This is a genomic window from Streptomyces sp. NPDC049954, assembly GCF_040656295.1.
GTDB lineage: Bacteria > Actinomycetota > Actinomycetes > Streptomycetales > Streptomycetaceae > Streptomyces.
In genome coordinates, this window is the sequence record NZ_JBFALS010000019.1 from 38,248 (window position 1) to 50,773 (window position 12,526).

Consider the following 12,526-nt stretch of genomic DNA (forward strand, 5'->3'; position numbering starts at 1 on the left):
TCCCGGGCGCCCCGTCCGTCAGGTGGCGAGGCCGTCCCTCAGCGTCTCCAGCGCCTCGGGGAGCTGTGCCCGCGCCGTCACCCCCAGCCGGGGGAAGACGCGGTAAAGGTAGGCGCCGATGGTCCGGGGCGAGAGCTGGAGCTGTTCGCCGATCTGGCGGTTCGACAGTCCCTGTCCGGCGAGGCGGGCGATCCGCAGTTCCTGCGCGCTGAGAAGGTCACCGGCCGCGGACGGTGGGACTGTCGCCGGGCTGCCGCCCCCGGTGCGTTCACCGGAGGCCCGCAGCTCCGCGGCGATCCGCGCGGCACGTGCCTCGGCGCCCATCATGGAGAAGGCGGTGGCGGCCTGGCGCAGCGTGAGGCGAGAGTCGGCGACCTGGTGACGGCGGCGCAGCCGGCGCCCGTGGGCCAGGCGCAGCGGCGCTTCGAGAGAGGGCCAGCGGGGCAGGTCCAGGGCGAAGGCCCGCTCGTACAGGTACTCCGCGTCCTGGTCGTCCGACAGGACGGCTCGCGCCACCGCGAGCCGGACCGCGACGAGAGGCGCGCACCACGCGCCCAGTTCGTGTTCGAGCCCGTGCAGCGTCGCGCGCGCCTCCTCCGCCACGTTCAGAGCGTCGGCGGCCTCCGCGAAGGGCACCAGCGCGAACAGGGCCGCCGGGCAGCGGTCCGGGTCCGCCAGGAGAGCCGAGAGCGTCGTGAAGCCGGCGGCGAAGTCACCGCCCTCCACCTGCGCCCACGCGGTGCCGACCGCGAGGATTCCGTCGATCGCCCGCACCGAGCCCCGGGCGGCCTCCCGGTCGTGGGGGCCGGCCGCCGGCACCGTGCCGGTGCGCAGACCACGCACCAGGTCCCCCAGGAGCCCGGCGGCGGCCGCGTGGTGGAGGTGGCCGTGCTGCCCGGCGGACTCCCCGCTCTCGCGGAACGCGTGCCCGGCCTGCCCCCAGTCGCCCATGACCAGGTGCGCCAGCCCCTGTTGGAGCAGGACCCGCGGCAGCAGGCCGGGCAGTTCGTGGAAGCGGTGGTGCCGTTCCGCCTGCCGGTACAGGTCCAGTGCCCGCTGCGGATCACCGGCCAGCAGGGCCGCCTCGCCGAGGCGTTCGAGGTCTCGTACGGGCACCTCCCCGCGCTGCCGGAGCGCCGACAGCCGCGCGACGACGGTCGCGGCGCGGCGGACCGGACGTACCGTCGCCATGGCGTGCAGCAGCCGCGGATCGTCCGCCCTCTCCGGCATGCCGTCGAGAAAGGCGAGAAACGCGTCCACCTGTCCGGCGTCGCCGTCCGCCAGGAGGGGCGCCGTGATCCGGACCAGCTCCAGTGCGTTCTCCTCCTCCTCGGCGCCGACCGGGACGGGCCACCCCGCCGGGTCCGGCGGCCGCTGCTCGCCGCCCTCTCCCCGCGGCGTCAGGGTCTCGGCGCACCGTGTGCCCAGGGGCCCCAGGGGGTGACGCAGCGCGCGGTGCGCCATCGTCCGTGCCGTCCGCTCCATGCCAAGGTCGTGCGCGAGCCGGGCGGCCCGCAGGAGGCAGCGTCCCCGGTCCTCAGCGGCGTGGTACAGCTCGGCCGCCCGCCGCAGCAGGTGAACGGCCAGCGTCGGTTCGCTCTGCTCCAGCGCACGGCGGTGCACGGCTTCGAGACGACCGGCCAGTTCCGGGTCGGGCCCCTGCGCCGCCTGCGAGAGGTGCCACAACATCCGTACGGAACCCGGCGCCAGCACGGCCGCCAGGGCCGCGTGGGCGGCGCGGCAGTGGTCCGGGCCGACGTCGTGGACCACGGCTCCCGCGGTGGCGGGATGGCTGAAGCGCAGACGCCTGCCGTCCACCACGACGAGGCCTTCCCGCTCGGCCGGTTCCACCGTCGCGAAGTCCGGCTCGGCGCCGCCGATCCCCGACGCGGCGGACAGCAGCAGGGGGAGGTCGCCCGCCGGGTGGAGCGCCGCCACCAGCAGCAGGTCCCGGGTCCCCGTGGGCAGTCGTGCGGCGCCCGGTGCCATGGCCGAGGCCAGCCGGTCGGAGGAGGCGGGCACGTGGGGGAGCCGGTCCTCGGACCGGGTGGGCAGTTCGAGCAGCGCCAACGGATTGCCGGCCGCGGTCGCCAGCAGCTCGCGCACGGCGTACGCGTCGTTGCCCGGACGCCGCTTCGCGAGCAGGGAGGCGGACTGGGCCGGTGTCAGCGGGGCGAGCGTCAGCTCCGGAAGGCCGGCCAGTGACGCCGGACGTGCGCGGTGCGGACGCGAGGTCAGCAGAAGGCCCATCGGATGGCCCGCGGTCCTCCGGGCGACGAAGGAGAGCACCTCCCTGCTGGGCCCGTCCAGCGCGTCCCAGTCGTCCACCGCGATCAGGAGCGGCGCTCTCGCGCTGACCGATTCCAGGACGCCGAGCACGGCGAAGGGCAGCCGCGGCCCGTCGTCGCGCGCGGGCACACCGTCGAGCAGCATCTCCAGGGTCTGCGACTGCCCGGCCGTCAGCGACCGGCGAAGACCGCCCAGCACCGGCCAGATGATCTGGAGCAGTCCGGAGAGCTCGGACGGATCACCGCCCCGGATGCCGGTGCAGCGCAGCACGCGCATGCCGCAGGCCGCGGCCATGCCGACAGTGGCTTCGAGCAGCTCCGACTTCCCCGATCCCGGGTGCCCGCGCAGGACCCGCGTCGCTCCGCGCACGACGGCCTCGCGCAGGAAGGCGTGCAGCTCCCGAAGCTCGCGATCGCGGCCGACGAGTGCCGGGTGCCCCGGCGGCCTCCGGGAGAGGGGGGCCATGTGCGAAGGGCCGTCACGGTCCTCCTTCCCGGCGGCGAAAGGGGACACCTCGGTCTGGGCGTTCATGGACGACCCCCCGTTCTGCGGCAGCGAACGGTCCCACCGGATTCAAGGGAGCGCTCTCTTGTCTGCTCCCATCCCAGCGGAGCGACCCACGCGGAACCAGGCAGTTCGCATGCAGCTTGCCGCCCGGCGAGAGAAACCCCAGGCAGGAGCTGCCCGGTCCTCCTGAGTGAACTGCCGGGAACTGCCGGGAACTGCCGGGGAAAACCCCGGCGGGAACTCCTGGAGAGACCCGTCAGCGAAGCCGCTCAGGCGCCGCGCGGAACGGAGACCGACCGCGCGGCCCCGCGGCCCTCAGAGCCGTCCACGCGCGGGAGAGCCGTCGGCCACCCGGGCGTGCGGGAGATCGCCAGAGCCCTCCGGGCGTGCGGCACGGCCCTCAGGTGCCTGACCGCTACTCACCCAGCTGATGCCTCGCTCGGTGAGGGACCGCTGCCGACGCTCCCCGTCGCTGATGGCCGGGACCCTGACCCCGGAGGCCTCGGCGAGGTTCTCCAGCGTCAACAGCGAACGCTCCCGCGCCTCCCGCGACAGCCGGCCGAAGGTCCTCTTCTCCCACCGCGCTCCCGGGGCCGCGTTCCGGCGGGTGGCCGAGGCCGGTGCCGCGGCGCCGGAACGTCGTCCGGGCAGCGGTTCATGGATCGGACAGCACACTCATCAGGTGTGAGGCAGAACCGGCCATGTGCAGGTGAAACGTTGACAGCCATGTTGCTCGCATGCACGCTGGGACACCGGTTCACATGTTCGTCCCGTCCGCAGTCCGCAGTCCGCAGTCCGCAGTCCGCAGTCCGCAGAAGGAGAAGTCCATGCACATGTTCGGACACAGGCGTGCGTCGGCCGCCTTCGCCGCGACAGCCGCCGCGCTGCTCCTGGGGGCGGCCCCCGCCGGGGCGTCGACGACGTCCGGCCCCGTCCTCGTGGACAACAGGGACGCGAGGTGCACCACCGCGGGCAACCTGTGTGTCTTCGAGACGGAGTGGTTCACCGGACGGGCCGCCCTCTACGAGGACTTCGGCCCCGGATGCGTCACCGCGCCGTTCGGCGTGCTCGCCACCGTCAACATGACGGACAAGCCGGTTACGTTCTACGAGGGCGCGGACTGCACGGGCGCCTCGGTCACCGAACCGGCGGGAGACCTCCACTCGTGGAAGTCTCTCGGAGCCATGCACAGCTTCCGGAACTGACAGGCGTTCCGCCGCGGTCGGCGCTGTGGAAAAGCCGCCTCGTGGAGCCGCCATGTGAGGAGAGCCGGGACACACGTATGTCCGCTGGAGGGGGCCGGCCTGCTGGGGCGTGTGTGAGGTCACGCCTGGAGGGGCGCGTTCCGGTGGCAGGGGTGCGAGGTGAGGAACAGGGCCAGGAGCGTGCCGAGGACGGCGAAGGGGGCGACCCGGACGAAACCCGCACGGTGGCGTTGGCGAAGGCGTCGAGGACGGCACGGTGGGCGGCCGGGGACAGGGGGTCCGTCGCGCCGGTCCGGGCCGGGTCGAGACCGCTCGGCACGTGGGTGCCGCGCTGGGCCGCGTCGTTCAACCGGGTGGCCAGGCCGGTGTTGAGCAGCGGGCCGAAGACGGCGACACCGAAGGCCGTGCCGGTGGACCGGGCGAAGGTGACCACGGCGCCGGCCGCGCCGATGTCGCGGGCCGGGACGGAGTTCTGCACGGCGGTCAGGACCACCAGCGGCACCATGCCGAGCCCTACGCCGGTGACCGGGAAGCAGGCGCTCAGCACAAGAGCGCCGGTCCCGGTCCTCACGGTGCTGAGCAACAGCAGTCCGGCGACGTTGAGCACCCTGCCGGTGATCAGGATCGTGCCCACCCGCGCGGGACGTGCCGCCCAGCGTCCGGCCAGCGACTGACTGACGAGCAGGCCGACGACCAGCGGCAAGAGGTGCACCCGGACAGGGTTGCCGAGACGCCGTGCACCACCTGGAGGTAGGTGGGCAGGTGGACCAGCACGCTGAACATCGCGATGTTCGCCGCGAAGCCGATCAGCAAGCCGAACACGGCGGTCCGCGAGCGCAGCGTGGACAGCGGCAGGACGGGCCGCCGGTGGCACGGCCGGGCACCAGCGCGCTCATGACGACGAGACGCCGCCATGTCCACCGTGCGGGGCGGCGGTTGGGGCGGCCGGCCGCACAGCGGACGCGGCGGATACCTGTTTCCGGGGCATGGATGAGCCCCCGGTCGGTGGGGCCGCGTCGCCGCGAGCCCCCGTATGACGGGCCGGTCAGACGGTGACGGTTTTGTATTCGAGGTAGGTGTGCAGGCCGGCGAAGCCGTACTCGCGGCCGAGGCCGCTGGCCTTGAAGCCGCCGAAGGGGCCGTCGAAGCCGACGGAGGCGCCGTTGACCGTGACGGTGCCGGTCCGTATGCGGCGGGCGATCGCCAGGGCGTGCCCCTCGTCCTCGGACCACACACCGCCGGACAGGCCGTACTCGGAGTCGTTGGCGATGCGCACGGCTTCGTCCTCGTCCTCGTAGGCGATGACGACGAGCACCGGGCCGAAGATCTCCTCCTGGGCGATCCGCATCGAGTTGTCGACATCGGCGAAGACGGTCGGGGTGACGTAGTAGCCCCTCTCCAGGCCAACGGGCACCTCGGGGCCGCCCGTGACCAGGCGCGCGCCCTCCTTGACGCCGGTCTCGATGTAGTCGCGCACCTTCTGCTGCTGGTCACGGCGGATCATCGGCCCGATGAAGGTGTCGGGGTCCCGGGGGTCGCCGACCTTCAGCGACTCGACGACCTCCTTGACGACCGTCACGACCTCCTCGTAGCGGCTGCGCGGCGCGAGGACGCGGGTGTGCGCGATGCACGCCTCACCGTTGTTGAGCAAGGAGGAGAACTTCAGGCCCGCCCGGAACCTCTCCAGGTCCGCGTCGGGCAGGAAGACGGCGGCGGACTTTCCGCCCAGCTCCAGGCTGACCCGCTTGAGCTGCTCGCCGGCGATCGAGGCGATCCGGCGCCCGGCACGGGTCGAGCCGGTGAACGCCACCTTGTCGACGTCGGGGTGGGACACCAGGTGCTCGCTTGTCCCGCGGTCGGCCGGCAGCACGCTGATCGTGCCCTCGGGCAGCCCGCACTCGGCCAGCAGGCCGGCCAGCAGACCCATGCTCAGGGAGTTCTCCGGGGAGACCTTCAGGACGACCGTATTGCCGGCCAGCAGCGCCGGAATGATCTTCGCCAGGGAGGCGGAGAACGGCGAGTTCCACGGGATGACGGCGGCGACGACGCCGATGGCCTCCCGGCGGACCATGCTGCGGACGGTGTCCGAGGGGTCGGTGGGCGTGAGGACCTCTTCCCAGGCCAGTTCCTCGGCCGCCTTCAGGTAGGCGCCTGCCTGGCGGGACAGGCCCGGCTGCCCGGCCCGGGTGAACCAGCCGGCCGAGCCGTTCTCCGCGCTGATCACGGCGGCCACCTCCTCGGCGCGTGCCTCCCGCAGGGCGTTCAGCCGGCGCAGCACCGCGATCCGTTCGGCCGGCGGGGTGTTCGGCCAGGTGCCCGCGTCGAAGGCGGCGCGGGCGACGGCCACCGCGCGGTCCACATCGGCCGGCCGGGCCTGGGCCGCGCGGCCCACCACCGACTCGTCGTGCGGGGACAGGATGTCGAGCGGCTCCGGGTCGCTCGGCTCACTCCAGACGCCGCCGATGAAGAGCTTGTCGTGAGTGATCATGCGCAGTCTCCCGAGTCCGTAACGAGCGGAACCTCCCCGCTAACTGTCACCTAAATGTAGCACTTAACTTCGGGATGTGCGCCATGGTGCGGCGATAAGGGGGCCTAACCGCTCGATGCCCACGCGGCCCGGCTGCGCGAGCAGTTCGGCGCCCGGCCCTCGACGCGTGCCGTGCAGGCGGTCGTCAGGTCGCGGACGAGAGGCGCCATGGACCAGCCCCGTCCGCAGCGATGTGATGCAGCGTCAACAGCGGCAGGTGCGCGTGCGGGCCGGCCGCCGCCACCGTTCCCCAGGTGCGGTCCCGTTGCCCCGGATCCGTCAGCTGGACGGGGCGGGTGGAGCGGCGAGGTGTCCACCGTCGTCGGTGGACCGCGGGCCAGGTCGTCGGTGCGGTACATGCGTGCACCGGGTGCGCCGAAGGGGGCGGCGAGGAAGTGGTCGGCGGTCAGAGCGGTGCGTACCGCGTAGCCTCGGGCGACACCGTTTCCGGCGAGGTGCAGTTCGCCGGCCGCGCCGTGCGGCAGCAGACGCAGCGCGGGGTCGAGCACGTAGGCGCGGGCGGCCCGCACGGGTCGGCCGACGACCGGTGCGGAACGGGACACCCGGGCGGTGACGGCGTCCACGGCCGTCCCGGTGGGGCCGTAGAAATCGTGGACGACGACGTCCGGTTCCCGGGAGAGCCGCTGCCACAAGGTTCCGTCGACGGGTTCGCCGCCGAGAGCGGTCACGCTGGGGCGGTGAGCGCCCGCCTCGGCCGCTCCGGTGGCAGCCAACCGGCGTCCAGCAGTTGCCGCAGCCTGCTCGGCGTGACCTCGATGACGTCGATCCGCGACGCGCGCAGCGCGGCGAGCAGCTCGACCGGGTCACGGCGCGTCACGTCGTCGACGCGGTGCGGTTCGTGGCCGCTGGCCATCCACAGCACCGGCTCGGACGGATACGTCACGTCCACCGGCAGGTAGACGGCACCGGCCCGCAGACGGCGCACATCGCCACCACCTGGTCCACGGACGGCGGCAGTGCCACGGCGACCGTGGTTCCGTGCCCGGCGGCGTCGGGGGACCGGACGCCTCAAGGTGTCCGGGCGGCCCGAACGGCTTCGAGGGCGGAGCCGATGGACGTGAGGTCCATGGGAACCGGTCCCCGCACCGGTTCTCATGGACCTCACGTCCATCAGTCGCCGTACTCCGTGGTCGCGGTGACGGCCAGGGGTCAGCCCAGGCGCCACTCGTGGTCGTCAGCGGGATTGCAGCCCGTGACGCTCAGGCGGGAGTTGCGGTAGCCGCCTCCGCCGCTCGGCCCCCAGACCTCCAGGCAGCGGTTGTCGCTGGCGAAGTTGTGTATCCAGTACAGGCCGTTGCCCCGGCTCTCCAGCCACCACAACTGGTTGTCGCCGGTGCTGCCGTCACAGAGGCCCTCGATGATGCCGCCACCGCTCACCCCGACCGTGCCGGGCAGGTCCATGCACAGGCCGTCCTTGGAGTTGCGGATGACGAACAGGTTGGCGCTCCGGGGGCCGCCGCCCTTGAGCTTCACGTCGAAGTTCCAGAGCTGGTTGTCGTGGGAGGTGGCGTCGCAGTAGTACTCGTTGACCTCCCCGCCCACCTTGCCGTTGCCGTAGGCGGGGAGGTCGGCGCACATGCCGGTCCTGTTGTTCCTGAGGACCTTGTTCTGGGTGAAGGAGGCGTCGGGCACGACCGCCTTCTTGGTCTGGGGCTTCTGCTCCTTCTCGGTCTTCTCCTCCCCCTTCGCCTCTCCGGCCTTCCCGCCCTTCGCTTCCGCGGTCTTCCCGGCCTCGGGCTCCCCGGTCACCGGCGGCCCCGGATTCACGGCCACGGCGTGCTTCTCGTCGGCCTTCTTCTCCGCCTTCGGCTTCTTCGCCGACTTCGACGGCTCGGGCGACTTGGCGCGGTACAGGCCCGGCGCCTTCGCCTCCTCCTTGTCCGGGAGTGTCACGCCGGCGGCGACGGGGGCCGCCTTCTCCTTCTCGTCGTCGTCGTTCGCCGCGAAGGCCAGCAGAGGTACGGCTATGAGGAGGACGCCGCCGATGGCCGCCGCCGCGAGCAGCGACTTGGTGGGACGGCCCGTCGGGGGCTCCTCGCCCTTCTTGTCCGTGGCGGTGGCGGCCTCCGGGGGCGTACCACCGGACGCGGCGGCCATGACTCCGGCCCCGGCCCCGGCCCCCTCCGCGCCGCTCGGAGCCGCCGTCTCACCGCGGCCGGCGGTCTCGGCCTCCTCCACCTTCTCGCTCCGTGAGGCGGCCTCGCCCTTCGCCTCCGGGGCGGCCGCCGTCTCAGTCCCTGCCTCGGCACCGGCACCGGCACCGGCACCGGCCCCTGCCTCGGCACCGGCATCGGCGCTCTCGGCGGCCTCCGGTTCGGCCACGAGCGGTGCGGTGGCCCCGGCGATCACCACGGTCTCGGATCCGCCGGCTTCCACGGCGGATCCGGGCGTTGCGGATTCAGGGTCCGCGCCCGCCGTGCCGCGCGCGGGTGCCGGAGCGGGAGCGCCCTTCGGATCGCCCGGCCCGAGGTTCTTCTCCGGGCCGGCCGGTTCGCCCGGCGCCTGAGGCCCGCTTCCCGCGCCGCCCTTCCGGCGCAGCGACGAGGGGTCGGGCCGGCTCGCCGAGCCGGGAAGCGGGACGGCGCGGCGTACCGACGGTCCTTGTGGGCCCGAGGGTTCCTGGTGGGGCATCGTGTCTCCGATTCGATTCGCGGGTCGGGCGGTCATCGGGTGGTACGGGGGACGGAACCGGCGGTGCGACCGCTCCGTCCCAGCGACCCCTCGCACAGGTCGGGCCAGCGGAACTGCCCCGGTGCGACAGGATGACGGCGTAGTGCCTCGTCGAGGCGGTCGAGGGCTGCGCGGTCGTGGTCGTCGAGTTCGGTGAGCTGTGCCGCTGGGGCCCCGGGGCCGTCGGGCACCTCGCGCAGCAGTACGAGTGGCGCCTCGGCGGTCCCCCGTACGGCGAGGACGCGCAGCACCGTCCCCGGGGAGAAGACGATCTCGTCGCGGCCCCGGCCGGCGCCGGGCCCGCCCGCCAGTTGCCGCACGCGCCGGCCCGTGGACGACCAGATGACGTACTGCTCCCCGGCCGGGCGGGGTTCGCCCGGCCCGAGCGGCAGCGCGCACACGGGGGCCGGGTCCCGCAGCAGGGCGCCCGGCTCCACGGCGGGACCGGGGCCGGCCGTCGTACCGCTGTCGCCCGCACCGCGGAACACCACGCCCCGGTAGGAGGGCAGCCTGCGCAGCGCCGAGGCCACGCAGGCGACGTAGGGCAGCAGCCGGGGAACGTCGGCGTCGAGGTCCCTGACGAGTGCGCCGTGGCTCAACGGGCCCTCGACGGTGTGCAGATAGACGTGCAGTGCGATGAGGTCGGCACGCACCGACTCCTGCTCCGGCCCGCGCAGCACGGGCATCCGGGTGAGCGCCCGCGCGACGGCGGCGGAATGCCGTTCCCACACGGCCTCGGCGAGCCTGCGGAACTCGCCCCGCTGCGTCTCGGTGCTGATGTGGCCCGGCGGGAACGGGACCGTGGGAAGCGGAGCCGCCGGCTGCCGTGCGGCCTTCGGGGCCCGCGCCGTGCGGTCCGGCGGTGGCGCTGCGGGTGACGGGGGAGCGGTGGGCGGGGAGGGAACCGCCGGCGGGGAGGTGGCAGCCGGTGTGGCAGGGCGTCCGGCCGGTTCGGGCCGCGCCTCGCCCGCCGACGCGGACGGCGCGGACGGCCCGAACGCTCCGGATGCCCCGGAGGACGTCGTCGTGGGCCTTGAGGCGGGCCCCGGCAGGGGCTCCGGCTCGGGCTCGCGCTTCGGCTCCGGCTCGGGCTCGCGCTCCGGCTCGGGCTCGCGCTCCGGCTCGGGCTCGCGCTCCGGCTCGGGCTCGCGCTCCGGCTCGTGCTCGTGCTTCGGCTCCGGCCCTGGCTCCGGTCCGGGCTCGGGCTCCGACGTGGTCTCAGACTCCGGCCCGTGGGAGGGCTTACGCTCGGGCTCGGGCTCAGGGGAGGTGTCCCCGGCCTGTGCCGGCTCCGGCGGTCCGCCCTTGAGCGGCTCTTCGGGCGCGTCCGGTACGGGATCCCGCCGGGGCCCGGCCCCGGACGCGTCCGCCCCCGCCGGAGCGACCGGTGCCGCCCCGCCCGGCGCCGCCCCCGCTGCTCCGGCGGCCCGCGGCCCTGCGGCGCTGTCCGGCGCCTTCAGACCGGCCCGTACCAGCGGGCTCGGCCTGGCCGGGGACCTGACCGGTCCGGGGGAGGAGGCAGGAGCCGGGGCGCCGGTGGCGGCCGACGCGGCGGCATGTGCGGCAGGGGGCCGCGGTGCCGGTGCCTCGGGGCTCCGGGCGCCCGGAACGCCCGAAACGGTGGGGCCGGCCGGACGGCCGGGCGGGCCCCCTCGAGCCGGCGGACCGGCCGACGACGTGGCCGGGGGCTGTGCGGGGCCGGGCGCGGCGGCGAGCTGCCGCGGCGGGCCCGGCAGCGCGGCAGGGGTGTCGGGGGCCGTCGCCGGCGCGGGGAGCGAGGCGGCGGCGAAGCGGATGGTGCGCAGGCCGTGGGCGGCGGCCGTACGGCGCAGTTCCCGGCCGCCACCGGGGCAGGTGCCGTGGACGTGGAGCTTGGCCCGTGCGCGCACGGACTCGCCGAGGCGGCCGAAGAGCTCCGCGAGCGCCGGATAGAGAGTGGGGTCGAGCCGCTGCCCCGGGTGGCCTATCTCCAGGGTCGGCCCGTCGGCGTCCACGGGACGCACGGTCGCCGAGGGCGGGCCGCTGTCGGTCCTGGTGACCCACATCCCCGCCCGGGTGACGGTCGCCTGCCAGCCGCCGGGCAGCCGCAGTACGCCGTCACTCGGGGCCTCGGGACCTGCGGCCGGCGGGTTCCACCGCAGTACGCGGGGGCTGGGCGCGGACCCCTCGGCGGGTGCCGGGGCGCAGACGACGGCGTCCACGTAGGGCCACCAGCGCGGTTCGCCGTCGGCGCCGACGAGGACGCACCGGATGCGCCCGGCCCCGGTGGGGCTGTCGTACGAGAGCACCGGCATACCGGTGTACACCACGATCTCGGCGCCGAGTTCGTCGGCCACGGCCTGGCCGGTGCGCAGGATGTCGCGGGAGCCTCCGGGCACGAGACGGACCCGGGAGCGCACGGCCTCGGGCAGTGCGGAGAGCACGTCGAGGACATCGGCCGTCGAGAGGTCCTCGCCCTGGGGCACGCCCAGCACGAGCGCGGGCCCCCGAGGATCGGCCGGTACGGCGTAGCAGAGGTCGCCGGCGCGCGGTGGCACGGCGCCGGACGGCCGGGCGAGCAGTCCGCTGGGGACCTGCTCGATCACGCAGCCGCCGCCGGCGGTGACCCGCACCTTCTCGACCGCGGACTGCCACGCGGGGGCGGGCTGGCGGGAGCCGATCCGTACCGGTTCGGCTCCCGGTCGGAAACGCCACCAGCCGCCGGACTCCCCTTCCGCCCCCGAGTACCGCTCCGCCACGAACAGTCCGCCGCCCGGCACCACCAGGGCGAGGCCGTCGGGGGCGATCACCTCGATGTCCCAGTCCTCCGCGACCCGGCGGGCCAGTGCCGGGTCGCCGGGGCGGTCCTCCCCGGCGGCCGACAGGACGAGGCGGACCGTGCCGATGCCCTCGGCCCGCAGCGCGTCGAGCACGTCGGCCAGTCGCGCCCACAGGTCGCCCGCCGCGGCGGCCGCCGCTCCGGCGACGACGGTCGCGGTGTGCCCGGCGTCCTGGGCGAGGACCCTGACGAGGTCGTCGACGTCGGAAGTGCTCAGGGAGTCGTCGGAGGGGGAACGCAGCAAAGTGACCGTGCCGTACTCCTCGATGAGCAGGGCCTCTTCCGGCGCCGGTGTCTCACCGCCGGGCCCGCCCGCCACGGGGGCCGGTGTGGTGGGAGGAGCGGAACGCACCCGGCCACCGCGCCGGCCGAACCAGCGCGAACGCGCGCTCGTGGAACCGCTCACGCCGTCTCTCCCCACCCGTCGACGGAGCCCACTCGCCTCTTCTCCACCGGCTCCGGCACGGCGGCCGGGGCCGTGCGCCAACT

Annotated in this window: 8 protein-coding genes; 2 read left to right on the forward strand and 6 right to left on the reverse strand. The window is 74.5% G+C overall.

Translation table 11 applies throughout. The annotated features are described in order from the left end of the window. Positions 1-18: 18 nt before the first annotated feature. Positions 19-2,820, reverse strand: a complete 2,802-nt coding sequence (locus AB0J21_RS30520; RefSeq protein WP_363149394.1) for a LuxR family transcriptional regulator — start codon at positions 2,818-2,820, stop codon at positions 19-21. Positions 2,821-3,623: 803 nt separating this feature from the next. On the opposite strand from AB0J21_RS30520, the gene AB0J21_RS30525 reads away from it, so the two are divergent. Continuing rightward, a complete protein-coding gene (locus tag AB0J21_RS30525) occupies positions 3,624-4,001 on the forward strand; it encodes a hypothetical protein (RefSeq protein ID WP_363149395.1) in 378 nt (125 codons plus the stop codon). Positions 4,002-4,144: 143 nt separating this feature from the next. Continuing rightward, complete coding sequence (locus tag AB0J21_RS30530) at positions 4,145-4,675, forward strand: hypothetical protein (protein ID WP_363149396.1); 531 nt, start codon at positions 4,145-4,147, stop codon at positions 4,673-4,675. Positions 4,676-5,046: 371 nt separating this feature from the next. On the opposite strand, the gene AB0J21_RS30535 is transcribed toward AB0J21_RS30530, so the two are convergent. The 5 genes from AB0J21_RS30535 to AB0J21_RS30555 all read right to left on the reverse strand — a co-directional run bounded on the left by AB0J21_RS30535 (position 5,047) and on the right by AB0J21_RS30555 (position 12,443). Then, a complete protein-coding gene (locus AB0J21_RS30535; protein WP_363149397.1) occupies positions 5,047-6,489 on the reverse strand; it encodes an aldehyde dehydrogenase in 1,443 nt (480 codons plus the stop codon). A 104-nt stretch (positions 6,490-6,593) separates the two neighbouring features. Continuing rightward, positions 6,594-7,217 (reverse strand): AMP-binding protein, encoded by a 624-nt coding sequence (locus tag AB0J21_RS30540; protein WP_363149398.1) that lies wholly within the window; start codon positions 7,215-7,217, stop codon positions 6,594-6,596. Further along, a complete protein-coding gene (locus tag AB0J21_RS30545) occupies positions 7,214-7,474 on the reverse strand; it encodes a hypothetical protein (RefSeq protein ID WP_363149399.1) in 261 nt (86 codons plus the stop codon). Before AB0J21_RS30545 ends, AB0J21_RS30540 begins: the two co-directional genes overlap by 4 nt. Before the next feature lie 224 nt (positions 7,475-7,698). Continuing rightward, complete coding sequence (locus AB0J21_RS30550; RefSeq protein ID WP_363149400.1) at positions 7,699-8,925, reverse strand: RICIN domain-containing protein; 1,227 nt, start codon at positions 8,923-8,925, stop codon at positions 7,699-7,701. Between the two features lie 287 nt (positions 8,926-9,212). After that, complete coding sequence (locus AB0J21_RS30555; RefSeq protein ID WP_363149401.1) at positions 9,213-12,443, reverse strand: hypothetical protein; 3,231 nt, start codon at positions 12,441-12,443, stop codon at positions 9,213-9,215. Between the last annotated feature and the right edge of the window lie 83 nt (positions 12,444-12,526).